Consider the following 23,155-nt stretch of genomic DNA (forward strand, 5'->3'; position numbering starts at 1 on the left):
TTGCAGCAGAAAATATGTTATATCATAGGAGCCGGCGAATGCAGCCGGCTCTTGTTACCTTTGAAAAAGGAAGATTTTGTCATAGCTGTAGACGGAGGCTATGAGTATGTGAAGGATGGCAGGGTAGACCTGGCAATCGGTGATTTTGATTCCCTGCATTATATTCCGGAATGTAAAGAAAAAGTCGTACTGCAGCCGGAAAAGGATGATACGGATACGCTTTCCGGCATCAAAGAAGGGTTGAAAAGAGGTTACCGGTATTTTTATCTATATGGCGGTCTTGGTGGAAGAGTGGATCACAGCTATGCTAATGTGCAGTGCCTTTCTTATCTGCAGAAGCATGGTGCCAGAGGCTGGCTGATAGGAAAGAAACAGGTGATCACAATGATCAGCGGAGGAGAAAAGATTTGTTTTCCCGAAGGAGCAGACGGTTATGTATCTGTTTTTTCTTACGGGGAAAAGGCAGAAGGTGTGACTCTGCAGAACCTGAAATATGAAATAGCAGATGCGGTTCTTTCTGATAACTTCCCGATAGGAGTCAGTAATGAATTTACCGGACAGGCAGCATCGGTATCAGTAAAAAGAGGACGTATTCTTGTAATATATGATAATCAGTGGAAGCCGGGAGCACTTCCATAATCACGTACCGCATACAGGCAGAGCAGGGTCTGGACAAGCTGGCTTGCCAGAAGTCCAAGGAGGTAACCATTAATTCCCATTACAGGAATCAGGAAAAAGACGAAGAACAGACGGACCAGCAGGCTGATCATGCTGTACAGAAAGGTCAGACCTGTTTTGCCAAGACCATTCAGGATGCTGCTCAGGGTAGATGCAATATACATTAAAGGACAGAGAAATCCGAGAACGCTGATGAAGCGGCCGGCAGCTTCGTTCTGATAGAGAAGATTTCCAAGAAAAGAGCCGCCAAGGAAAAAGATCAGAGTAAAGACGCTGCCCAGAAGAAAACCATATTTGACAGATTTTTGAATCGCCTTTTCTACTATATGTTGATTGCCGGTGGCATCCGCTTCCGAAACGACAGGAAGAAGCAGGACACAGACAGAGCCTGTAATGGCACTTGGAAACAGAATCAGCGGCAGGGACATACCGGTCAGAACACCGTAGATACTGAGAGCCGCCTGATGAGCATATCCGTATCTCAGGAGCTGCGCCGGGATGAAAACAGCTTCTACACTCATCAGAAAATTGATGATCACACGGTTGGCAGATAGTGGAATGGACAGATGAAGCATATCAGAAAGAGCGCGGTGCAGATGGACAGGCACATTTGAAGAGGCAGATGATGTATTCAATTTTCCAGAGAAGTGAGCCCAGGCAGCGATCAGGGACACCAGCATAGAAGCACATTCACCAATGACCAGACCAATGACAGCAAAGCTGATTGTTGGAGAGTATCCTCTTTTCTGACATAGGACATAGATCACATAAACACTGCCAACCCGCATGAGCTGTTCGGAGAGCTGACAGATCGAAGGGATGCCGGTTTTTTTAATCCCGTAGAAATAACCGTTGATGCAGGAATGAACGGCAGCCATGGGAATGGAAAGAGCGATAATGCGAAGAAGAGGAGCAGTCCTGTCTTCCATAAGAAAGCGTACGGCGATCTGTTCTGAAAAGCAGTAAACAAAGCCAGCACACAGAATGGAGAGCGCAAGGGAAAGAGTAAGACCGGAGAATAAATAAACAAAAGAATACCGATAATCTCTGGTAGAGGTTTCTCTTGCCACAAACTTGGAGATGGCGGTCTGGATCCCGGCAGCAGAAAGAGCAAAGGTGAGTGCGAGCACAGGGGCAGTAAGCTGATAGATCCCCATACCTTCTGCTCCAAAGACCCTTGACAGAAAGATACGGTAAAAAAAGCCGATAAACCGGCTGACAAAGCCGGTGATGGTTAAAACGACCGTCCCGAAAACCAGAGGATTTTTCAGTGAGAAATGGCGCATGAAAGGATATCATCTCCTGCAGGTGTTAATGCTAATATATGCAGAGTTGGAAATTGACAGAACAGGGAAGAAATGGTATATTGTTGCGAGACAACCTACTTGATTACTAGGGCAAACAGAGAAAGGATTTAATGATCAAAATGAATAAGCTGATCTATCTTGATAATGCAGCAACGACCAAAACCGCACAAGAAGCGGTGGATGCCATGCTGCCCTATTTTACAGAGTATTATGGAAATGCCAGCAGCATTTATTCTCTTGGAGCAGAGAGTAAAAAAGCCATGACAGAGGCCAGAGAGGAGATTGCAGGGAGCATTGGTGCATCGGCACAGGAGATCTACTTTACAGCAGGTGGCTCCGAATCTGACAACTGGGCATTAGTTGCGACTGCAGAGGCTTATGAGAGCAAAGGAAAGCACATTATTACCTCGAAGATCGAGCATCATGCGATTCTGCATACCTGCGAATATCTGGAAAAAAGAGGATTTTCCATTACCTATATTGATGTAGATGAAAATGGGGTACTTAAACTGGATGAGCTGAAAAAGGCAATCCGTCCGGATACGATCCTGATCTCTGTGATGTTTGCAAATAATGAGATCGGAACGATTCAACCTATTAAGGAGATCGGAGAAATTGCCCGAGAGCACGGCATTCTGTTCCATACGGATGCAGTACAGGCCTATGGACATGTGCAGACAAGAGTGGATGAACTTCCCATCGACATGATGTCTGCCAGCGGACATAAGATCAATGGTCCCAAGGGTATTGGTTTCTTATATATCAGAAAAGGTGTTAAGATCCGTTCCTTTGTACATGGCGGAGCACAGGAGAGAAGCCGCCGTGCCGGTACAGAGAATATTCCAGGTATTGTCGGACTTGCTGCTGCAGTAAAGAAGAACTTTGCCAATATGGAAGAGCGTACCAGGAAAGAGACAGAGCTTCGTGATTATCTGATCGAAAGAATAGAGAAGGAAATTCCCTACTGTAGACTGAATGGACACAGAACAGACAGACTGCCGAACAATGTAAACTTCAGCTTTCAGTTCATTGAGGGAGAATCCCTGCTGATCATGCTGGATATGAAAGGAATCTGTGCTTCGAGCGGTTCAGCCTGTACATCAGGTTCGCTGGATCCCTCCCATGTCCTTCTGGCGATAGGACTGCCTCACGAGATCGCACATGGATCCCTGCGCATGACGTTAAGTGAGGAGAATACAAAGGAAGAAATTGATTTTGTGGCAGATGAACTGAAGGGAATTGTGGAAAGACTCCGCAGTATGTCACCGCTTTACGAAGACTTTATTAAGAAAGAGGAAAAGAAGCATGTACAGTGAAAAGGTAATGGACCATTTTAATAACCCGAGAAATGTGGGCGAGATTGAGAATGCCAGCGGTGTAGGTACTGTTGGAAATGCAAAATGCGGCGATATTATGCGTATCTATCTGGATATTGATGACAATCAGATCATCAGGGATTGCAAATTCAAGACATTCGGCTGCGGTGCAGCTGTAGCGACCAGCAGCATGGCAACTGAGCTTGTTAAGGGTAAGAGTATTAAAGAAGCCATGGAAGTGACTAATAAGGCGGTTATGGAAGCACTTGACGGACTTCCGCCGGTTAAGGTGCACTGTTCCCTGCTGGCAGAAGAGGCGATTCATGCAGCACTCTGGGACTATGCAGAAAAGAACCACATAACCATCGAAGGTCTTTCCAAACCCAAGTCAGATATCCATGAGGGCGAGGAAGCGGAAGAGGAAGAGTATTAAAGCTTTTATGAAAAAGAAGGTTGTAGTTGGAATGTCGGGCGGCGTAGATTCATCTGTAGCCGCCCTGCTTTTAAAAGAACAGGGATATGATGTGATCGGTGTGACCATGCAGATCTGGCAGGATGAAGAGCAGGCACTGAAAGAGGAACACGGTGGATGCTGCGGACTCTCAGCAGTTGAGGATGCCAGAAGAGTGGCACAGGTACTGGATATTCCCTATTATGTGATGAATTTCAAGCAGGAGTTCCGGGAAAAGGTCATGGACTATTTTACCTGTGAATATCTGCAGGGAAGGACACCAAACCCCTGTATTGCCTGTAACCGTTATGTGAAGTGGGAGTCCCTCTTGCAGAGAAGTCTGGAGATTGGCGCAGATTATATCGCTACCGGTCATTATGCAAGGATTGAGCAGCTTCCGAATGGCAGGTATGCGATCCGCAATTCCGTAACGGCAAGGAAGGATCAGACCTATGCACTTTATAATCTGACCCAGGATCAGCTTTCCCATACGCTGATGCCGGTAGGGGCTTATCATAAGGATGAGATCCGGAAAATGGCAGTTGAAAATGATCTGCCAGTGGCCTATAAGCCGGACAGCCAGGATATCTGCTTTGTACCGGATGGAGATTATGCAGGTTTTATTGAAAGGGAAAGAAGAGGAAAGGTATCGGGAGAAGGAAACTTTGTTTTAAAGGACGGTACAGTGATCGGCAGACATCTCGGTATCACCCATTATACGATCGGACAGAGAAAAGGACTTGGCATTGCCATGGGACATCCGGTTTTTGTGACAGAAATCCGACCGGAGGCCAATGAAGTAGTAATTGGAGAAGCGGAAGATGTGATGACAGATCACCTGACCTGCAGCCATATCAACTACATGAGCATTCCGGATCTGACGGAGGAAAGGCGTGTATTTGCCAAGATCAGATATTCCCATCCGGGAGAATGGTGCCGGATAAGGAAAGCAGGAGAAGACAGGATCTTCTGTGAATTTGAAAAGCCCGTCAGGGCGGTAACACCCGGACAGGCTGTCGTATTTTATGATGGAGAATATGTACTTGGAGGCGGCAGCATCGAAGGATGAGGCCGCCTTAATTACAGGCAGTGGAAATCGGCGATCCGGTTTTCAAAGGTAGTGTAATAACTGAAACCGCATTCACGCAGAACGTCAGCAGCCCTGTCAAAATCACCGGCGATAGCGGACGGGTCGTGAGCATCTGAACCGATCGTGATGATCTCACCGCCAAGCTGCTTATAGCGCTTTAAAACGCCTGTGCAGGGGTGAACATCCTTCATTCCTTTGCGGAGTCCAGCGGTATTTAATTCAATGCCACGTTCCATTTCCAGAAGACGGATCAGAATCTTATCGAAGATATCCTGATATTTTTCATAGCAGTAATCCTTATCCCTGCTTGCTCCATAGCGGACAACATAATCCAAATGACCGTAGACATCAAAATTGCTGAAGACATCCAGATTCTCAAGGATGGAAGAAAAATATTCCCGGTAGGCTTCTTCGTCACTGCGCCCCTCATAAAAGGACGGATAGTAGGGATCCCTTCCGTGGCAGATATGGGAAGAAGCTATGATGAAATCAAAAGGGTAGCTTCTGGAATACCGGTTCAGTTCCTTCTGGAGATGAGGCTGGATTCCGAGCTCCACACCAAAGAGGATTTGGATCTGATTTTCATATTTTTCTTTTAAGGTAGCCAGTTCATACAGGTAGGAATCGGTGTTTAATTCAAACATACCGGCTTCCTCGGGTTTTCCGTACACATAGTCCATATCCATATGTTCGGTAAAGCACATGGTAGTGAGCCCGAGAGAAATCCCCTTCTTTATCATGTCCTCCATGGGTGCCGTACTGTCGCCGGAATTGTGGGTGTGTAAATGATAGTCTGCGGTGATCGTCAAAGTAAATGACCTCCATTCTCTTCTTCTTAATCCCAAGTCTAGTGGATTTTCTAGGAAAATGCAATGAATCAGAAGAGAAAAGAGGGGGATTTATAAAAATTACATTAAATTTACAGGGAAACAGGAATATTTTTAAATTTACATCTTGCACTTTCCGGACAAATTAGGTAAAATAATCGTGCTGATAAAATTTTGTCAATCTATGGAAGATAAGTTTTCCTGGATGGCGAAATAATATAAAATTTATTCAATTTTAGGAGGAAACTAAAATGGCAGTAAAAGTAGCAATTAATGGTTTTGGCCGTATTGGTCGTCTGGCATTCAGACAGATGTTTGGTGCTGAAGGTTATGAAGTAGTTGCAATCAACGACTTAACAACACCTTCTATGTTAGCACACTTATTAAAATATGACTCTTCACAGGGCAGATATGTAGCTATCGGAGAAGAGGATCAGGTTACTGCTGATGACGAAGCTGGAACAATTACCGTTAAGGGTAAGACAATCAAGATCTACAAAGAGCCCGATGCAAACAATTGTCCTTGGGGCGAGATCGGTGTAGACGTTGTTCTTGAGTGTTCTGGATTCTATACCTCTAAGGCTAAGGCACAGGCTCATATCAATGCTGGTGCTAAGAAGGTTGTTATTTCCGCTCCTGCTGGAAATGATCTTCCTACAATCGTTTACAATGTAAACCACGAGACACTGACAAAGGATGACAAGATCATCTCTGCAGCTTCTTGTACAACAAACTGCTTAGCTCCTATGGCTAAGGCATTAAATGACCTTGCTCCTATCGAGTCTGGTATTATGTGCACAATCCACGCTTACACAGGCGATCAGATGATCCTTGACGGACCTCAGAGAAAGGGCGACAAGAGAAGAAGCCGTGCAGGCGCTGTAAATATCGTTCCCAACTCAACAGGTGCTGCTAAGGCAATCGGACTTGTTATTCCTGAACTGAACGGCAAGCTGATCGGTGCTGCACAGCGTGTTCCTACCCCTACAGGATCTACAACACTGTTATTCGCAGTAGTAGACAAGGCAGTTACCAAGGAAGAAGTTAACGCAGCTATGAAGGCTCAGGCTACAGAATCCTTCGGTTACAACGAAGAAGAGATCGTTTCTTCCGATATCGTTGGAATGAGATTCGGTTCCTTATTCGATGCTACACAGACAATGGTTAGCCCTCTTCCGGATGGAAAGACACAGGTAGAAGTTGTTTCTTGGTATGACAATGAGAACTCCTACACAAGCCAGATGGTTCGTACAATTAAGTACTTCGCTGAGTTAGGCTAATTCAGTTATAAGTATCTGAAAGAAAGACCTGTCTAAAGGTCCGGTCTTATGGACCGGACCTTTTTTGTACGGGATAATGCTTTAATAAATTTGGAGGATTGAATCATGGGATTAAATAAGAAATCAGTTGATGATATCAACGTAAAAGGCAAACGTGTCCTTGTAAGATGTGACTTCAACGTTCCTTTAAAGAATGGTGAGATTACAGATGAGACACGTATCGTAGCAGCTCTTCCTACAATCAACAAGCTGCTTGCAGATGGCGGAAAGGTAATCCTTTGCTCCCATCTTGGAAAGGTTAAGAATGGCCCTAACGAAGGAGAATCTCTTGCACCTGTAGCAAAGAGACTTTCTGAGAAACTTGGCAAGCCTGTAAACTTTGTAGCAGATTACAATGTAACAGGATCTGCTGCTACAGAGGCTGTTGCAGCTATGAAGGATGGCGATGTTGTTCTGCTTCAGAATACACGTTTCCGTGGTGCAGAGGAGACCAAGAATGGAGAAGAGTTCTCCAAGGAACTGGCTGACCTTTGTGATGATTATGTATGTGATGCTTTCGGATCTTCCCACAGAGCACATGCATCCGTAGCCGGTGTTACCAAGTTTGTTCGTGCTAAGGGTGGTTCCTGTGTAGTTGGTTATCTGATGCAGAAGGAAATCAACTTCCTTGGAAACGCAGTAGAGAATCCGGTAAGACCTTTCGTAGCAATCCTTGGTGGTGCTAAGGTTGCAGACAAGCTGAACGTTATCAATAACCTTCTTGAGAAGTGCGATACACTGATCATTGGTGGTGGTATGGCATTTACCTTCTTAAAGGCTAAAGGATATGAAATCGGTAAGTCTCTGGTTGATGATGAGAAGATTGATTACTGTAAGGAAATGATGGATAAGGCTGAGAAGCTCGGTAAGAAGCTGCTTCTTCCTATCGATACTACAGTAGCTGCAGAGTTCCCGAATCCTATCGATGCTCCTATTGAGGTAGAAGTAGTAGATGCTGACAAGATCCCTGCTGATAAGGAAGGTCTTGATATCGGAACCAAGACAGCAGCCCTCTATGCTGATGCTGTTAAGTCTGCTAAGACTGTTGTTTGGAACGGACCTATGGGTGTATTCGAGAACCCTACTCTTGCAAAGGGAACTATCGCAGTAGCTAAGGCTCTTGCAGAAACAGATGCAACTACAATCATTGGTGGTGGTGATTCTGCAGCAGCAGTTAACCAGCTTGGTTTCGCTGACAAGATGAGCCATATTTCAACTGGTGGTGGAGCTTCCCTTGAGTTCCTTGAAGGTAAGGAGCTTCCTGGTGTAGCAGCTGCTGACGACAAATAACCGAAAGCAACTTAGTGAATGCAATATTAAATTTAGAAAGAGGATAATAAAATGGCAAGAAGAAGAATTATTGCCGGCAACTGGAAGATGAACATGACTCCCAGCCAGGCAGTTGAGCTTTGCGCAACACTGAAAGATTTAGTAAAGAATGATGATGTAGATGTAGTATACTGCGTACCTGCAATCGATATCGTACCTGTAGCAGAAGCTATTAAGGGAACCAACGTTAAGTTAGGCGCTGAGAACTTCTATATCGAAGATAAGGGAGCTTTCACAGGTGAGATTTCTGCTCCTATGCTCAAGGATGCTGGTGTTGAATATATCATCATTGGACATTCTGAGAGAAGAGATATTTTCGGTGAGAACGACATCCTGATCAATGCTAAGGTTAAGAAGGCATTTGCTGCTGGACTTAAGCCGATTCTCTGCTGTGGTGAGTCCCTTGCACTTCGTAAGGCTGGCACATACAAGGAGTGGATCGCAAGACAGATCAAGTGGGATCTTACAGATGTAACTGCTGATCAGGTTAAAGAGCTTGTTATTGCTTACGAGCCTATCTGGGCTATCGGAACAGGTGAGACAGCTACAGCTGACCAGGCACAGGAAGTATGTAAGATGATCCGTGACGTTATTGCAGAAATGTATGATGCTCCTACAGCTGAAGCAGTTCGTATCCAGTATGGCGGATCCATGAATGCAGGTAATGCAGCAGAACTCCTTTCCAAGGATGACATCGATGGTGGTCTGATCGGTGGAGCAGCTCTTAAGCCTGACTTCGGAAAGATTGTTAACGCTTAATTAATGTGGAATGGATATTCTGGAAACAGAATCAAGGTATAACAAAAGAAAGAACTCTGGTGCGTATTGCATCAGGGTTCTTTACTTTTAGGACAATAGAAAGTATACTGATAAAAACAGATTAAAAAAGGTTGGAGTTCAGAGTGGAATTAATAGGAAATGAATGGATCAGATGCGCAGCAACGGGGGATTCCAATGCTATGCTTATCTGGGTTCTTGTGATCGCTGTTGCATGTGGCGGTATCATAACTTCGATCATTATGCTGCTTAATGGCAAAAATGATAGAAAACAGTCAGGGGAAAAAGGACGTAAGAAGGAGAGGGCTCATGAGAAATAAACTCTATATGGTAATTCCCTGTTACAATGAACAGGAGGTACTTCCCGAAACTTCAAAGCGCCTGAAGGAAAAACTCTCGACACTGGTAAGGGCAGGAAAGATCGATCCAGAGAGCAGGATCATATTTGTCAATGATGGCTCCAAAGACAGAACATGGGAGATCATCAGGAGACTTCATGAAGAAGACCCGGTTTTTGGCGGGGTAAACTTAAGCCGGAACAGGGGGCATCAGAATGCGCTCCTGGCAGGACTGATGACAGTAAAGGATCATGCAGATATGGCTATTTCCATGGATGCAGACCTGCAGGATGATATCAATGCCATTGATGAAATGGTTGAGAAATATCTGAATGGAACAGATATTGTATATGGTGTGAGAAGCAGCCGTGCGAAGGACACCTTTTTCAAAAAGGCGACTGCAGAGGGCTTCTATAAACTGATGAACACCATGGGAGTCAATACGGTATTTAATCATGCGGACTACAGACTGATGAGTAAAAGGGCACTGGAGGGACTAGCCGAGTTTCGGGAGGTCAATCTGTTCCTTCGTGGTATCGTACCGATGATCGGATATTCCACAGATGTGGTTTATTACGAAAGGGGAGAGAGATTTGCAGGAGAGAGTAAGTATCCTCTTGGCAAGATGCTTTCTTTTGCAATAGAGGGGATCACATCTTTAAGCACCAAGCCGATCAGGATGATCACGTTCCTTGGATTTTTTATTTTTCTAGTAAGTATTGGGATTTTGATCTATTCCCTTGTCAGACATTTCATGGGAGCAACGATTGTAGGATGGACTACACTTATGGTTTCCGTCTGGGCTATCGGAGGACTGATCCTTTTATCGCTTGGTGTAGTCGGAGAATATATTGGTAAGATTTATCTGGAAACAAAAGCAAGACCCCGTTTCCTGATCGAAGAATTCCTGAATGATACAGAAAATGCAAAGAAACCAGAAGAGAAACCAGAAAGATGATTTTTTCTTCTTGACAGAACACGTAATAACAGATACAATTGGTCATGTTGTGATAAGGCAGCACTTTATCAAGGTGTTGCCTTTTTCGTTGCCCTGTATACGGAGAATGATTGCAGAATCAACGTGTATCTGCCTGCGGACAGAGATTTGAGTGAAGTGGACATGGCATCGGAGCAAAAGAAAGAGAAAGAGGTTTTTATGGATCAGGAAGTTAAGATGCAGGAAGCAAAGGAAAAGAATGTAACAAAGAAGGAAACGGCAGAACAGATGATAAAGGATCATGGAGTGCCAGATCAGGATGCTGGAATGGCATTTCAAGATGCAGCGATAGATGAAGATATTTTAAGGGCAGTTCTCTCTATGGGATTTGAAACCATGTCTCCAATTCAGGAAAAGGCGATCCCGGTAATGTTGGAGGGGAGGGATATTATCGGGCAGGCACAGACTGGAACCGGTAAGACAGCAGCCTTTGGGATTCCGATGATCCAGAGAGTGGATCCGGAATTGAAGAAGCTGCAGGGGATCGTACTCTGCCCGACCAGAGAACTGGCAATCCAGGCGGCAGAGGAGATCAGAAAACTGGCCAGATATAAGCATGGGATCAAAGTGTTACCGGTTTATGGCGGCCAGGATATTAACAGACAGATCAGAGCGCTGAGCAGCGGTGTACAGATTGTTGTGGGAACACCGGGACGTGTGATGGATCATATGCGCAGGCATACGATCAAGACCAGGGAAATCCGCATGATCGTACTGGATGAAGCAGATGAAATGCTGAATATGGGATTCAGGGAGGACATTGAGACCATTCTGAAGGATATGCCAGAGGAGCATCAGATGGCATTGTTTTCTGCAACTATGCCGGAAGCAATCCTGCAGATTACCCATGAATACCAAAGTGAAGATGCAGAATATATTCGTGTGACACCTAAGGAGATCACAGTATCAGCAATAAAACAGGCCTATTACAAAATTGCAAGACAGGATAAAAAGGAGGCGATCTGCAGACTGCTTGATTACTATCAGCCGGTAAGGGGACTGATCTTTTGTAATACCAAAAAGATGGTTGATGAGATGGCAGAATTCCTGAAGGAAAGAGGATATCAGGCAGAAGGACTTCACGGGGATCTTTCCCAGTATCAGAGGGATACGGTTATGAATTCTTTCCGGAATGGACGCTGTAATTTCCTGATCGCTACTGATGTAGCGGCCAGAGGGATAGATGTCAGTGGTGTGGACGCCGTATTTAACTATGACGTACCGGAAGATATTGAATATTATGTACACCGTATTGGCAGAACCGGACGTGCCGGCAGGACAGGCCGTTCCTTTACACTGGTCAGTGGCAGGGAAATCTACAAGATCAGAGACATTGAAAGGATCTGCCACACAACGATACAGGAAAGAAGGCTGCCTGCACCGAAGGATATTTTATCTGCCAAAGCGAAAAAAGTATTTGCTGCAGCCACGGAGATTTATACAGAAAAGGATCTGGAGCGTCTGCGGGGTATGATCGAAAGAGAGGCTGCAAAGAAGGAAACAGATCCCATTACGATTGCAGCGGCTCTTCTGTATATGAATGTGGGTGAAGAGCCGGAAGAACTCCAGGAGGAAAGATCATTCTTTGACAGAGTCAGAAGACGGGGCAGCGATGGCAGACGGAACAGCGGGGGACGCCGGGGCAGCGATGGCAGACGGAACAGCGAGGGACGCCGGGACAGCGATGGCAGGCGAAACGGCGAGGGATGCCGGGACAGCAGAGGTCATGGACGAAACAGCTCTGGTCGTAGGACAGAGAGGAGCAGAAGAGAAAAAAGAAGATAAAAAAATTTGTCAATGTCTTTTTTCTATGATAACATAAGAGAAGTTGGTTGTTTGTTTATTTATCAGAGGTTTGAGATGGAAGAGAAAGAGTTAAGAAGAGTTAGAGAAAGAAATGAGGCAAGAGCAAAGCGCAAGAAGAAAAGAAAAAGGATTGTGATGATCGAAAAGATTGTTTTTTCAGTGTTTTGTGTAGCTGTGATTGCTGTAGCAGGTGTACTGATCTACCGGCTTCTGCCAGGAGTACAGGTAGCCAGGCAGCTTAAGGAAGCGAATGCCTATATAGAAACGGAAGCCTATGATGATGCTATTGCATCCTGTCAGGAGGCATTGAAGATAGATTCTTCCTCTGTACAGGCTTATCGTTCTATGGCAGGTGCTTATCTGACCAAGGAAGATACGATGGCGGCAGAGCAGATCCTGTATCAGGGCTGGGAGACTACACAGGATGAAAGCCTGCTGCAGTATTATTGTACAGTACTATTAAATGAAGCAGTAGATGATATCAATAGTCAGAATTGTACACTGGATACATTGGGCAAATGTGTGTCTGTACTGGAAAAGGATGCAGCTAATCAGGATGTATATACGCTTTTGGATGCCTGCTATGACAGACTTCTCGGAGAAGACAGTGAGCAGGGGGAGTTACTCTGTAATGGAACCGAAAGTGATTCCTGCGGTTATGAAGAATATCAGGATATGATGCTGAGACTTCTGCTGGTATATGATAGTCAGCCATCCGATCAGCTTCTTGCAGAGATCCAGAAGCTGGCAGCACCGAAGCTTGCTGCTCTGTGGCTTGAAGTGAAGCATCTGGATGATTATGCGGGACTGCTTTCCCGGATTGTTGAGATCGGAGACAATGCAGAGCTGCGGCAGTTAAGCACCTGTGTACAGAAGGCGCAGGAAGCCCAGCAGCTTTTTGCCGGTGCATTTGAGATCTTCCGCTCCGGCAGCTTTGAACCGATCAAGGAGTTTATGAATAGTGAAGAGTATCTGGCAATCAGGGATGCCTTTATGAATGGAACCATGGAGTACTGGAAGGGAGCAACCTACATTCCGGTAAACTGTGACAAAATGAAGATCCTTTATGCAGATGGCAGCTATCAGTTTGCTTTTGCAGATTTTAAAGAATGTGGGAACAAATCAGATGTGATCAATATCTGGACAGCCAAGCAGGAGGATGCAGGAGTACAGAGAATCTGTATTTCCTATGAGCCTTCTTCTGAAAGTGGTGAGTATTTCCCCCATACAGTATATGAATTCATTTATCTCTACAGTAATGTCAAGATCAATGGAGAATATGTACCGCAGATGAATTATCGTTTCGAAACAAGAGTGGAGAACCCGGAGGGAACTGTGACTGAGCTGATCGGAGACTGGGGCGGCGAGCACGAGTGGACGACAGAGTTTTAGGCAGAGTTTTGGGATGCCGGGAAAGAAATCAGGAGTGGCACTGCTGTATCTATGATACAGGCAGTGCCATTTGTGCCATGTGGAGTCTGTAATAGGCTCCTTTTTTTTCTAATAATTCATGGGCGTTTCCCTCTTCCAGGATGCCACCCTGATCAATGACAAAGATTCGGTCAGCTTTCTGGATAGTAGACAGTCTGTGTGCGATCACGAAAGAGGTACGTCCCTGCAACAGGGTCTCGATTCCCTCCTGGACAAGTAGCTCTGTATTGGTGTCGATGCTTGAGGTTGCTTCATCCAGGATCAGGATAGAAGGATCAGAGATCATGGTCCTGGCGAAAGCAAGAAGCTGTTTCTGACCAACAGACAGACCGCCGCCACGTTCCTTCAGCTCAGTGTCATAGCCCTTTTCGAGCTTCATGATAAATTCATGAGCATGGACTGCCTTGGCTGCTGCAATGATCTCATCATCTGTGGCATCCAGCCTTCCATAGCGAATATTGTCGCGGATAGTGCCGGTAAACAGGAAATTATCCTGCGTCATAATACCCATCTGACTGCGAAGACTTAAGGTAGTGACGCTGCGGACATCAATGCCATCGATCAGTACAGCACCCTTCTGGACATCATAAAAACGGCTGATCAGGTTGACAATGGTTGTCTTACCGGCACCGGTTGGACCAACCAGGGCAATTGTTTCCCCGGGATGGATATGGAAGGATACATTTTGCAGGACGTTAACCTTATTGTCATAGGAAAAGCATACGTTCTGGAAAACGACATCCCCTTTCATGGGAGGCATGACAGAATCGTTTTCATCCGTAATTTCAGGTTTGGTATCGAGTACCTCAAAGATACGTTCAGCAGCTGCAAGATTGGTGATGATCTGGTTATAAAAATTACTCAGGTTCATGATCGGACTCCAGAACATACCGATATAAGTGCCAAAGGCGATAAAGGTACCAAGGGATACCTGATCTGTACCAAGAATGCGGATGCCGACAAAGTACATGGCAGCAACACCAAGACCCCAGGAAAAATCAATAATGGAGCCAAGACTGTCATTCATGCGGCATGCGCTTATGAAAGAATGTCTGTGTTCTTTTACCAGCTCACGGAAGGTTTCTGCAGTTTCCTGCTCAGCCGTAAAGCTCTGGATGACCCGGATGCCGGAAATATCTTCATGGATAAAGGCATTCAGGTTGGAAGCTTTCTTACGGAAGATCTGCCAGCGTTTGTGGGAGATCGTCTGGATCAGCCACATACCAAGAGCCATTAGCGGAAGTGAACAGAGGGCTGCCAGGGCAAGAGGCGGATTTTTGACCAGCATGATCCCGGCTACAGCAATGACGGTCAGCAGATCAGGGATCATGGTAGTAACAAAATTGCCAAGGACATCCTTAAGGGAATTGATATCACCGATGATCCTCGACAGGATCTTACCGGTAGGACGGCTGTCAAAGAAGTTAAAATCCAGTGTCTGGATATGGGTATACAGTTCCTGTCTTATCGTAACCAGAATGCTGTTTGTAATGTCTGCCATGAGATACATACGAAGTCTGATCCCGGCAACCATCAGCAGATTTAGAACAGCAGCAGTCAGAATAAGCCGGACAAGACCTGACATATTACCGGATGTAATATCGTTGTCAATGGCATATTCCATGAACAGGGGATTCAGCAGGGATACAACAACACAGAAGCCCATGATCACAAGAACAAATGTAATTTTCTTTTTATAGAAGAGCAGATAGGAGAACAGACGTTTTAAGGTATTCCGTTTGCTGGTTCCTGTGGAATGCTCATCTTCTTTATAGGAATTAACACTCATGGGTGAGTCCCTCCTTTTCCTTTAATTCTGTGCCTTGTCCATACTGGGCAAGATATGTTTTATAATACAGTCCTTTCCTGGCAAGCAGAGACTGGTGGGTACCACGCTCGGCAATACTGCCATTTTCCAGGATGATAATTTCATCGGCATGACAGACAGCACTGATCCGGTGACCGATGATGATCTTGGTGGTATCGGAAAGTGACTGCAGTGTTTCGTGGATATTCTGCTCGGTTTCCATATCAAGGGCAGAAGTTGAATCATCCATAACAAGTACAGGATCCTTTTTGGCAAAGGCTCTGGCAATTGTGATACGCTGTTTCTGTCCACCGGAGAGCCCAACACCACGTTCTCCAATGACGGTATCGTACTGCAGGGACATTTTTTCCACGAAGCTTTTCGCCTGGGCATTCTGAATCGCAGATCTGACAGCATTTGCAGAGAGTTCATTTTTCTTGCCAAGCTTTACATTTTCCTGGATCGTATCAGAGAACAGGAATACGTCCTGCATAACCGGAGAAACTGAACTGCGAAGCTGCTTCAGGGAGAGCTTTCTGATATCTATGTCATCCAGATAAACGGCACCTTCTGATACATCATAAAGACGCTGGAGAAGGTGGATGATAGAACTTTTGCCGGCTCCAGTAGCACCCATGATACCAATTGTCCTGCCGGGTTCTACACAGAAGGAAATATCGTGAAGGATTTCATAACCGTCAGCCTTATGAAAAGAGACGTGGGAGAATTCTACTTTTCCCTTTACGGAAGGAAGGATGACCGGGTTTTCAGGATCTTTAATGCTTGCCGTTTTCGCATAAATTGCTTTTAACTTTTTGTTGGAGGCAATACCGCTTGAAAGGGAGTTAGTCAGCCAGCCAAGCATTTCCATAGGCCATACAATATTCATTGAGTAGGCGAGAAAGGCAGAGAGGGTTCCAAGGGAAATTTCTCCTTTCATGACAAATACACCGCCGATCATCAGCATGGCAAGAGGAAGCAGTTTGGTGATCAGACTGATATAGGGAGAGTACTTTACGAAAACCTTTGACTGCTCCATATTCAGGTCATAGTAGCGTTTATTATGGGATAAAAATTTCCCAATTTCAAATTTTTCTCTTGCAAATGCCTTTACGGTTCGGACACCGGCAAGATTTTCCTCGGCAACCGTATTTAAGGTGGCATTTTCCTCACTGATGGCCTCATAGATAGAACCAAGCCTGTTTTCCATGGTAATGGCAATGCAGGCAGAGGCGATCATACAGAGCGTGGGAAGCAGTGCAAGACGCCAGTCAAGACTGTACATACAGAACAGCACGATGAAAGTGTGGATTATGACTTCAAGGATCAGCATTCCCACGAAGGAAAAGCAGTCCCAGATCCTGTCAATGTCATCCTTGATCCGGCTCATCAGTTCACCGGTTCCGGTTTCATCAAAGAAATCTGCACTCAGTGACTGGATGTGGTCAAACAGCCGGGTACGCATTTCTGCCATGATCCTGGATCCTGTTACATCGAAGGTGAATTCTTTGGTATATTGGAAAATACATCTGCCAACGCCTACGAGAAGTATGCCAAGCAGAAGTGGCAGAAGCAGATCCATGTTACCGCCTACAATGACATCATCTACGATATGTCTGGTAAGCTGTGGTGAGAGCATATCAAGAGATACGCTGATGATCATGGAAGCAATGGCGAAAAAATAGGAAAGACGGTGCTCCCAGAGATAAGTTGTTATTTTTTTCATGTATTCCTCCCTCAGTGAAACATACTGAAGATAGCTGCCGGTGAGTTCACTTTTCAGTATGTAAGAATAAAAAAGCTGCCATGGAAATTACCATAGCAGCTGTAAACAGCAGTATCAGATTGTCTGGTTAAAAGGATCAGGTCAGTTCCAAATGGTACTTCCTGCAGACAAGAGGGTAATTTCTTCTTTGAAACAGCTATAGAATTGTGAATGTAAAGTACTGCGGTTGATCATGGTATATACCCTCCTTTCTTCTTCGACCAGTTAATAGTTATGCGATATGTAAACATTACAACGAACATTTGTACTTGTCAACAGGTATTTAATTAAATGTTGTATTTCAGAGCCAAATGACGTAAAATATACAGAATATACAGGGGGAAATTTATATGGTTACATTACTTTCCAAAATTTTTATCAAAAACCGCGAACAGACAGAAAACCCGGAAGTACGGCAGGAGTATGGTATGCTGTGTGGAGCGGTTGGAATCTTTTTAAACCTGCTGCTCTTTGCAGGGAAAGCGATCGCAGGAGCAGTCAGCGGATCCATTGCCGTGACAGCAGACGCATTCAATAACCTGTCAGATGCCGGCTCATCGATCATCACACTGGTCGGTTTTAAAATGTCTGGACAGAAGCCTGACAGTGAGCATCCCTTTGGACATGGCAGGATAGAATACATAGCAGGATTTCTGGTATCTGTGATCATCCTGATCATGGCCTTTGAGCTGTTCAAATCATCAGTGGATAAGATCCTACATCCGGAGCCGGTAGAAGCCAGTATGCTTGTGATCCTGATCCTGATCTTTTCCATACTCGTAAAAGTATATATGTTTACATATAACAGATCTGTTGCAGCCAGGATAGAAAGTGAAACAATGGGAGCCGCAGCGAAAGACAGCCTGAGCGATACGATCGCTACCTTTGTGGTACTTGCTACTACACTGCTTGCCAGATTTACCGGGATTCAGGTAGATGGATTCTGTGGTATCGTAGTAGCAGCCTTTGTCTGTATGACGGGAATCAGTGCTGCGAAGGATACGATCAGTCCGCTGCTGGGACAGCCACCTACGCCGGAATTTGTAAGCCGGGTGGAGGAGATCATTATGGAATATAAGGATCAGGGGATACTGGGGATCCATGATCTGGTAGTACATAATTACGGTCCTGGCAGAGTTATGCTTTCCGTGCATGCTGAAGTACCATCTACAGGAAATCTGTTGGAGCTGCATGATCTGATCGACAGGATCGAGCATCGTCTGACAAAGGAACTGAGCTGCAGCGCAGTGATCCATATGGATCCTGTCTGTCTGAATGATGAATTGACCAATGAACTGAAGGAGAAGGTTGAAAAAATTATAGAAGGAATGGAGGGTAAGGTAAGCTTCCATGATTTCAGGATCGTAAAAGGACCAACCCATACAAATCTGATTTTTGATATCCTTTTGCCCTATGAGTATTCCATGACGGATGAACAGGTAGTAGCATATTTGAAAGAAAAGATTGCAGAGATCGATCCGGCTTATCAGGCTGTGATCGATGTGGATAAGGCATATGTGTAGGAGCAGGGCAGAAGACAGAATTTATGAATATATTTTCTGCCTTTTGGTGGTAAGCATTCCGGTAATAGGGCAGGCTATGATTGCTAATCAGGGTATCGGGGCAGAAAAGATCCATATGGGAATGTGGATCTGCATTCTTTTGGGTACGTTTCTGTTCGTAGGTGATATTCTGATGGCTTCCGGAGGGGAAAGAGAAGAAAAAATTCTCAGATGGATTCTTTGGCTTGGCTGTATCATGCGGATCGGATATACATTTTATAATGGTGTATTCAGCAGAGTCCATGATGTCTGGTATTATGATGATTATACCCAAAATAGTAAGGCCAGTTACCTGATGTGGCTGATAGAGAGAGGAAAATTGCCGGATACCTATGAAGGACAGCTGTATCATCAGCCGTTTTCCTATCTTTTTACAGCAGGAGTATGTAAGATACTGCAGCTTATGACATATGATAGAAATATTTATTTCATAGGATCGATAGGTGGGAAACTTGGTTCCTGTATGGCCTCCTGTATGACCCTTCTGTTTTCTTTAAAGTTATGTAAAGAGTTGAAGATGAAAGCAGAAAATAAAATTCTGGCAATGTGGTTTGTGGCATTTCTGCCGGGAATGTATCTTGCTGCCGGCAGGATTGGAGAGGATGCTTTCAGTTGCCTGTTTGCGGTAATGGAAATTTATACGGCTTTGAAGTGGTATCATAATTCCAATATCAGAAATACAATTTATACGGCAATTGCATTTGGTTTTGGACTGCAGACAAATTTAAGCTGTATTCTTCCAATGGGATTACTGGTCATTCTGGTGCTGGAAAAAATGGTAGGAGATCATGATGCCGTAAAGAAATATATTGGACAGACGGCAATATTTGCCGGGATTGCAGCACCACTTGGAATGTGGTTTTATGTCAGGAATGCAATTCGGTTTGGAATCCCGTTTACCTATATTAATGAGCAGGAAGTGGGTAATATATTATGGACTGGGGAACATTCTCTGTGGGAGCGATTTGCCCCAATAAACTGGGGAAATCTTATTGCGTCACCATACGCTAACGCATATGAAGATTATAATCTTTCTACCTACTTCCTGAAATCGGAAATATTTGGTGAGTTCTCCTTTGAAATGGGGAAGGTAATTCCTTATACACTTCTGATCATCAATCTGCTGATGACAATTTTGCTGATTGCTTTTATGATCAGATGGATTATAAAAAGAGAAAAAGAGCATGATGAATGGGCGCTGCTGGGAATGCTTGTATTTTATCTGCTGTTTATCTGTTATTCCTATTATAAAGAACCTTTTGGCTGCAGTATGGATGCCAGATATTTTCTGATCGTGCCGATTCTGAAGATAGTAGTACTCGGAAAGCTTTCAGAGGGCCTGAACCGGGCTTTGGCTGCAGGAAAAGGATATGCTGTGCTGATGAAGGTTGCTATGCTGCTGTTTGGGACAGCATCAATTGTCATGTTCTGTACGATAAGCTGAAAACAGACTTGGGATGTAAGAGGAGAAGAGATGCCATGAAACAGGTTCTAGAAAAAAGAAGTTCCAGGGTTTTTGCCTGTGCAATTGGATTTCGAATATTCGTATATTTTTGCTCGGTTATTATCATGTGTTTGTTTGGTGATTATCAGAAACCATTGGAAATGAATGATTTTCTGGATGCATGGAGTAGATGGGATACTGTTAATTATATTAATATTTCAGAGGTAGGATATGAGGGAGCCATAGAAAATGGACAGCATTTATTTTTGGTTTTTTATCCGCTTTATCCATGGCTGATCCGGACATTAAATCTGTTTGTACATAATTCAAGAATTGCAGCAATGATGATTTCAACTGTGTGTTTTGCAATAGGATGTGTATATCTGGATAAAATAACTACTTTGGAATTTGACAGAAGATGCGCAACAAAAACGATGATGTTGCAGGCAGTTTTTCCCTTTGGATTTTTTTTCGGGGCGATTATGACAGAATCCCTGTTTTTTGCATTATCTGCAATGTTTTTTTATTACTTGAGGAAGCATAGGTTTTTTGAAGTTGCATTTGTTGGCTTTCTGGCTTGTCTTACAAGAAATCAGGGAGTATTACTTATAATAGCAGTTATTGCTGAACTTTTTGAAAGTGGACAATTGCTGAAGAGAATGAAAGGAAATGACTGGAAAGGAATTTTTACAGAGATCATATGGCCTGGGATTAAGTGTATGCCAATGATAGGGGGTACACTGGTTTATATGGTGATAAATTATATGATAGAAGGAGATCCGTTCCGTTTTCTTTATTATCAGAAAAATCATTGGGGCAACAGGTTGGTTCCTATTTGGGATACGTTAAAATACGTGAGCAGTTATACTGCTCAGAAATGGTATACACCGGAGGGAATGGCATTATGGGTACCGGAATTTGTTTTGATATTTATATATATAGCAGTAATAGCATATGGGATAAAAATTAAAATTAGTGCTGCTTATTTGTGGAATCTGATTGCATATTTCCTTTTGACATATTCATCCTCATGGCTGATCAGCGGTGCAAGATATACGTTATGTGCAGTGCCCCTGTTTATGATTACAGGGCAATTTATCACAAAACACGAAAGAATTGGAAAGATACTTATTGGACTGTCTTGGACATTGATGATAATTTACATGACAGGCTATTATCAGTGGAAACAGATAATGTAGCATACAGGGGAAGTTTTGCAGGAAATCTGTTGCAAGACCAGATGTTTCCGTGTATAATTCCAAGTGGAAAAGATTGTTACTAAAATAACAAATTCAAGGATAAAATAAATAACAGTGAGGAGAATGGATCATGAAGAGACCTACAGTTTTAATGATTTTGGATGGTTATGGACTGAATGACAGAAAAGACCATAACGCAGTAGCAGAAGCGAATACACCAGTTATGGACAAGCTGATGGCGGAGTATCCTTTTGTAAAGGGAAATGCCAGTGGTATGGCAGTTGGTCTTCCGGAAGGACAGATGGGAAACTCAGAGGTTGGTCATCTGAATATGGGTGCAGGACGTATCGTATATCAGGAACTGACAAGAATTACCAAAGAGATCAAGGATGGTGATTTCTTTAAGAATCCGGCACTGCTTGATGCAGTAGAGAACTGCAAGAAGAATAATTCTTCCCTTCATCTGTTCGGACTGCTTTCCGATGGAGGTGTACACAGCCATATTACACATCTGTTCGGACTTCTTGAACTGGCTAAGAGAAATGGCCTTGAGAAGGTTTATGTTCACGCATTCCTTGACGGACGTGATACCCCACCTGCCAGTGGTAAAGGATATGCAGAAGAGCTGGAAGCAGAAATGAAGAAGCTTGGTGTAGGCGAGATCGCAACAGTCTGTGGTCGTTATTATGCAATGGACAGAGATAACAATTATGACAGGGTAAAGCTTGCCTATGATGCACTTACTAAGGGAGAAGGGCTTAAGGCAGACAGTGCAACAGAAGGAATCCAGGCATCCTATGACAGAGATGAGACAGATGAATTTGTAAAGCCTACTGTTGTGATAAAGAATGGTGCACCGGTAGCGACTATTAAGGATAATGACTCAGTGATCTTCTTTAATTTCAGACCTGATAGGGCGAGAGAGATCACCAGAGCATTCTGCGACGATGATTTCAAGGGATTTGAAAGAGGAGAAAGAATCAGGACTACGTATGTTTGCTTCTCTGATTACGATCCGACAATCCCGAACAAGGAAGTTGCATTCAAGAAGATTTCTGTTACCAATACATTTGGTGAATGGCTGGCAGCTCATCACATGAAGCAGGCAAGAATTGCCGAGACAGAGAAGTATGCACATGTTACCTTCTTCTTCAATGGCGGTGTGGAGAAGCCAAATGAGGGAGAAGACAGAATCCTTGTAAATTCCCCTAAGGATGTTGCTACTTATGATTTAAAGCCTCAGATGAGTGCGTACGAAGTATGTGACAAGCTGGTAGCTGCTATCAAGTCCGGTAAATATGACGTGATCATCATTAACTTTGCTAACCCGGATATGGTTGGTCATACAGGTGTTGAATCAGCAGCAATCAAGGCGATCGAGGTAGTAGATGAGTGTGTCGGCAAGGCTGTAGATGCGATCAAGGAAGTAGATGGACAGCTCTTTATCTGCGCTGACCATGGAAATGCAGAGCAGCTTGTTGATTATGAAACAGGAGCTCCTTATACAGCGCATACAACAAATCCTGTTCCGTTCATTCTTGTAAATGCAGATCCTTCTTATACTTTAAGAGAGGGCGGTTGTCTGGCAGATATCGTTCCTACGCTGATCGAGCTGATGGGTATGGAGAAGCCGGTTGAAATGACAGGAAAATCTCTGCTGATTAAGAAATAGGCTATTTTATAAAATAGATTCATATGACCGCACGTTTAAC

The 23,155-nt window shown here is 44.2% G+C and carries 19 protein-coding genes; 15 read left to right on the plus strand and 4 right to left on the minus strand.

The genetic code is table 11. From position 1 onward, the window contains the following. Positions 1–639: a thiamine diphosphokinase gene (locus WJQ40_RS01140; RefSeq protein ID WP_337403126.1), complete on the plus strand. Its 639-nt coding sequence runs from the start codon at positions 1–3 to the stop codon at positions 637–639. Here the strand turns inward: WJQ40_RS01140 and WJQ40_RS01145 are convergent. Beyond that, positions 612–1,964, minus strand: a complete 1,353-nt coding sequence (locus tag WJQ40_RS01145) for a polysaccharide biosynthesis protein (RefSeq protein WP_337537634.1) — start codon at positions 1,962–1,964, stop codon at positions 612–614. The two genes, WJQ40_RS01140 and WJQ40_RS01145, sit on opposite strands and share 28 nt — an antisense overlap. A gap of 140 nt (positions 1,965–2,104) precedes the next feature. On the opposite strand from WJQ40_RS01145, the gene nifS reads away from it, so the two are divergent. Genes nifS through mnmA form a run of 3 tightly spaced genes read left to right on the plus strand, consistent with a single transcriptional unit; the run spans position 2,105 to position 4,821 of the window. Further along, the gene (gene nifS, locus WJQ40_RS01150; protein ID WP_118799325.1) at positions 2,105–3,301 is read left to right on the plus strand and encodes a cysteine desulfurase NifS; all 1,197 of its coding nucleotides are present in this window, start codon (positions 2,105–2,107) and stop codon (positions 3,299–3,301) included. Then, positions 3,291–3,734: a Fe-S cluster assembly scaffold protein NifU gene (nifU, locus tag WJQ40_RS01155; protein WP_118799310.1), complete on the plus strand. Its 444-nt coding sequence runs from the start codon at positions 3,291–3,293 to the stop codon at positions 3,732–3,734. Before nifS ends, nifU begins: the two co-directional genes overlap by 11 nt. A 7-nt stretch (positions 3,735–3,741) precedes the next feature. Continuing rightward, on the plus strand, positions 3,742–4,821 hold the full coding sequence (mnmA, locus tag WJQ40_RS01160; RefSeq protein ID WP_337537635.1) for a tRNA 2-thiouridine(34) synthase MnmA: 1,080 nt from the start codon (positions 3,742–3,744) through the stop codon (positions 4,819–4,821). Positions 4,822–4,832: 11 nt separating this feature from the next. Here the strand turns inward: mnmA and WJQ40_RS01165 are convergent, their stop codons facing one another. Beyond that, entirely contained in the window at positions 4,833–5,651 is an 819-nt protein-coding gene (locus WJQ40_RS01165; RefSeq protein ID WP_118799308.1) for a histidinol-phosphatase HisJ family protein, read from the minus strand. 269 nt (positions 5,652–5,920) lie between these two features. Between WJQ40_RS01165 and gap the strand changes: the two genes are divergently transcribed. The 7 genes from gap (at position 5,921) to WJQ40_RS01200 (ending at position 13,627) form a co-directional block, all read left to right on the plus strand. Then, positions 5,921–6,949: a type I glyceraldehyde-3-phosphate dehydrogenase gene (gene gap, locus WJQ40_RS01170; protein ID WP_118799307.1), complete on the plus strand. Its 1,029-nt coding sequence runs from the start codon at positions 5,921–5,923 to the stop codon at positions 6,947–6,949. Between the two features lie 105 nt (positions 6,950–7,054). Beyond that, positions 7,055–8,278, plus strand: a complete 1,224-nt coding sequence (locus tag WJQ40_RS01175) for a phosphoglycerate kinase (RefSeq protein ID WP_118799306.1) — start codon at positions 7,055–7,057, stop codon at positions 8,276–8,278. 51 nt (positions 8,279–8,329) lie between these two features. Next, positions 8,330–9,076 carry a triose-phosphate isomerase gene (gene tpiA / locus WJQ40_RS01180; protein WP_118799305.1) on the plus strand — a complete coding sequence of 249 codons (747 nt, stop codon included), beginning with the start codon at positions 8,330–8,332 and terminating at the stop codon, positions 9,074–9,076. Positions 9,077–9,219: 143 nt separating this feature from the next. Then, positions 9,220–9,414 (plus strand): hypothetical protein, encoded by a 195-nt coding sequence (locus WJQ40_RS01185; protein WP_337537636.1) that lies wholly within the window; start codon positions 9,220–9,222, stop codon positions 9,412–9,414. Then, a complete protein-coding gene (locus WJQ40_RS01190; protein WP_337537637.1) occupies positions 9,404–10,390 on the plus strand; it encodes a glycosyltransferase family 2 protein in 987 nt (328 codons plus the stop codon). The genes WJQ40_RS01185 and WJQ40_RS01190 overlap by 11 nt, the downstream gene beginning before the upstream one ends. Before the next feature lie 198 nt (positions 10,391–10,588). Then, entirely contained in the window at positions 10,589–12,214 is a 1,626-nt protein-coding gene (locus WJQ40_RS01195) for a DEAD/DEAH box helicase (protein WP_337537638.1), read from the plus strand. Positions 12,215–12,289: 75 nt separating this feature from the next. Beyond that, complete coding sequence (locus WJQ40_RS01200) at positions 12,290–13,627, plus strand: hypothetical protein (protein ID WP_337537639.1); 1,338 nt, start codon at positions 12,290–12,292, stop codon at positions 13,625–13,627. 49 nt (positions 13,628–13,676) lie between these two features. On the opposite strand, the gene WJQ40_RS01205 is transcribed toward WJQ40_RS01200, so the two are convergent. Together WJQ40_RS01205 and WJQ40_RS01210 are read right to left on the minus strand one after the other, a co-directional pair. Continuing rightward, positions 13,677–15,455 (minus strand): ABC transporter ATP-binding protein, encoded by a 1,779-nt coding sequence (locus tag WJQ40_RS01205; RefSeq protein ID WP_337537640.1) that lies wholly within the window; start codon positions 15,453–15,455, stop codon positions 13,677–13,679. Beyond that, positions 15,445–17,199, minus strand: coding sequence for an ABC transporter ATP-binding protein (locus WJQ40_RS01210; protein ID WP_337537641.1), 1,755 nt, complete (start codon positions 17,197–17,199; stop codon positions 15,445–15,447). The genes WJQ40_RS01205 and WJQ40_RS01210 overlap by 11 nt, the downstream gene beginning before the upstream one ends. Before the next feature lie 389 nt (positions 17,200–17,588). On the opposite strand from WJQ40_RS01210, the gene WJQ40_RS01215 reads away from it, so the two are divergent. From WJQ40_RS01215 to gpmI, 4 genes are all read left to right on the plus strand, one after another. After that, positions 17,589–18,761 carry a cation diffusion facilitator family transporter gene (locus WJQ40_RS01215; RefSeq protein WP_337537642.1) on the plus strand — a complete coding sequence of 391 codons (1,173 nt, stop codon included), beginning with the start codon at positions 17,589–17,591 and terminating at the stop codon, positions 18,759–18,761. After that, positions 18,754–20,244 (plus strand): hypothetical protein, encoded by a 1,491-nt coding sequence (locus WJQ40_RS01220; protein WP_337537643.1) that lies wholly within the window; start codon positions 18,754–18,756, stop codon positions 20,242–20,244. Before WJQ40_RS01215 ends, WJQ40_RS01220 begins: the two co-directional genes overlap by 8 nt. A gap of 35 nt (positions 20,245–20,279) precedes the next feature. Continuing rightward, positions 20,280–21,443: a glycosyltransferase family 39 protein gene (locus WJQ40_RS01225; protein ID WP_262575877.1), complete on the plus strand. Its 1,164-nt coding sequence runs from the start codon at positions 20,280–20,282 to the stop codon at positions 21,441–21,443. Positions 21,444–21,570: 127 nt separating this feature from the next. After that, positions 21,571–23,115 carry a 2,3-bisphosphoglycerate-independent phosphoglycerate mutase gene (gene gpmI, locus WJQ40_RS01230; protein ID WP_337537649.1) on the plus strand — a complete coding sequence of 515 codons (1,545 nt, stop codon included), beginning with the start codon at positions 21,571–21,573 and terminating at the stop codon, positions 23,113–23,115. The last annotated feature ends 40 nt before the right edge of the window (positions 23,116–23,155 follow it).

The sequence above is a fragment of the Suilimivivens sp. genome, assembly GCF_037359455.1.
Classification (GTDB): domain Bacteria; phylum Bacillota; class Clostridia; order Lachnospirales; family Lachnospiraceae; genus Suilimivivens; species Suilimivivens aceti.